This is a genomic window from Streptomyces phaeoluteigriseus, from assembly GCF_001896135.2.
Taxonomy (GTDB): Bacteria; Actinomycetota; Actinomycetes; order Streptomycetales; family Streptomycetaceae; genus Streptomyces; species Streptomyces phaeoluteigriseus.
Map to the genome: position 1 here is coordinate 1 of NZ_MPOH02000033.1, position 2,252 is coordinate 2,252.

Here is a 2,252-nt window from a genome sequence, read left to right on the forward strand (position 1 = left end):
AGAGCGTCCGCCGATAGGCCGAGATGGCATGGGGGTGGGCACGGCGGGTGCGGCTTTCGTTGATCATGGAGTTCCTGACGCTCTGTGATCGTGGAGAGGCCTGTGCCCGTCGTGCCCGAGTCCATTCTGGCCCCGATCCGGCAGGAGTTCCTTGCTCTGCTGCCGGAACGAGAGGACCGTCACCCGCTGGGCTGCCACAGGCCCCGGATCCCGGATGCGGTGGTGTTCGACAGGCTGGTGCTCGTTCTGGTGTCCGGGATGGGCTACGAGCGGGTGGCTGATGCGGCCTGCTCGGCGACCACGCTGCGGCGCCGCCGGGACGAGTGGATCACCGCCGGGGTGGTCGACTGGCTGGTCCTGGCGGTGCTCGCGGCGTACGACAAAATGGTGGGCCTGGAGCTGGAGCACCTGTCCGCGGACGGCTGCATCACCAAGGCACCCTCGGGCGGCGCGTGCGCCGGCAGGAGCCCGGTGGACCGCGGCAAGCAAGGCCTGAAGCGGTCCCAACTCGCCGACGGCTACGGCATACCCGTGGTCACAGTGCCCGCCGGCGCCAACATCCGCGACCACACGCTGCTGCCCGAGACTCTCGACGAGTTCACCGCCCTGACCGAGCGCCTCGACCACGCGCCGGACAATCCTGCGCTGAGCCTGGACGCCGGCTACGACTACAACCCCGTCCGCGTCGACCTTGCCGGGCGCGGCATCACCGGGAAGATCGCCCAGCGCGGTGTGCAGACCCCGATCCAGGCCGACGGACGCTGGGTGGTGGAGCGGACGAACTCCTGGATGAACAACTTCGGCAAACTCCGGCGCTGCACCGAACGCCGACGCGTATGCGTGGAGTTCTACCTCCACCTGGCCACCATCGTGATCACCGTCCGCAGCCTCATCCGCCGGGCCTGGTACACCCACCGCTGGCCCACTCGGCCCCGCACACCACGCATCCGATAGCGTGAGCTGCCGAGTCGGGGTCGACTCCGGTGATCAGCGGCAGCATCTGACCCCAGGGAGCACGAGTGTCAACCGACCTTGGCCGTACCGGGCACACGAACGCCACGGGTCCTCTCGCCGAGCCACGCGAGCGCTGGGTACACCCACTGCCGAGCCGCCATCCCACCCAGCCGTTACCGGCCGGGGAACTGTTACTCGCCGTCAGCTGGACCGGCGCGCTCCAGGCCATCGACCGGACCACCGGCTCCCTGGCGTGGGAGAATCCGACCCCCCGCCTCCTGACCGCCGCCGAGGAGCCGCTGGACATTCCGGCCGCGTTGGCAGCCGACGGAAACCGCGCCTTCGTGAACGTGGAGGACACACTCCGTGCCGTCGACTGTGCAACAGGCCGGACGCTGTGGGACAAGACGTGGCCGCTTGCGGACGCCTCCGGTCCGCCTACTGCAGGCGGCGGCGCACTACTGGTCACCGGCTGGCGCCGCCTGAGCCGCATTGACCCTATGAACGGTTCCACCTTATGGGTGTGCGACCTTCCTGAACCCGGACCCGTGGCGACTGCGGCAACGATCGCCGGCAACCTTGCCTGGATCGCGGAAGCAGCAAGCCCCTACCACCCAGGCGGCCTGCGCGTCATTGACCTCACCACTGGCAAAGCCCGGGCCCGAACGAGCGCAGAGACCTACCTGTACCCGTTCCACCCGGCCACGGCGGGAGGCCTCGCATGGACACTGATCTTCGACGAAGCCGAGCAAACCGTAGTACTTGCCGCCTTCGATGATGCCGGCCACATCACCCGGACTCTCCGACCTTCCTGCGCCGACGTCGGCCAGGAACTGATCGCCCCCGCCATCGCCCACCAGACCCTGCTGGTCACGGACACCAGCCACATACACGCCCTCGACCTGACCAACGGCCGGACCCACTGGTCCGCCCCCATCGCCGCGCCCCCGCAGGGCCGCCGCTGGTCACCGAAGACGCCGTCTACCAGGCCACCACGGACGGCACCGTCCAGTGCCACCACCTCACCACAGGCGACACGCTGTGGACTCACAGGACCGGCACGCCCATCTCCTCACAGACCATGGAGAACCTCGACGACGGACACGTTGACTCCGAAATCCCCACACCACTCACCGTCATCGAGGGCACGCTCTACCTCCGGACCAACGAAGCCATCCATGCCCTCGATTCGTGACTGAAACAATGCAGCAGGGGCACCCCAACCTCCAGCCACTACCCTGCGTAACGAATCTTCGCTGCCTCAACCTGCCAGTTGCGCCAAATAGGCCCTACCGGCG

The 2,252-nt window shown here is 68.0% G+C and carries 1 protein-coding gene and 1 pseudogene; both read left to right on the top strand.

What is annotated here, in order from left to right; translation table 11 throughout:
- Positions 1-102 precede the first annotated feature (102 nt).
- Positions 103-954, top strand: coding sequence for an IS5 family transposase (locus BM536_RS37290; RefSeq protein ID WP_073500175.1), 852 nt, complete (start codon positions 103-105; stop codon positions 952-954).
- 65 nt (positions 955-1,019) lie between these two features.
- Positions 1,020-1,610: pseudogene (locus tag BM536_RS45140) on the top strand (outer membrane protein assembly factor BamB family protein); the annotation flags it as partial.
- Positions 1,611-2,252: the final 642 nt, after the last annotated feature.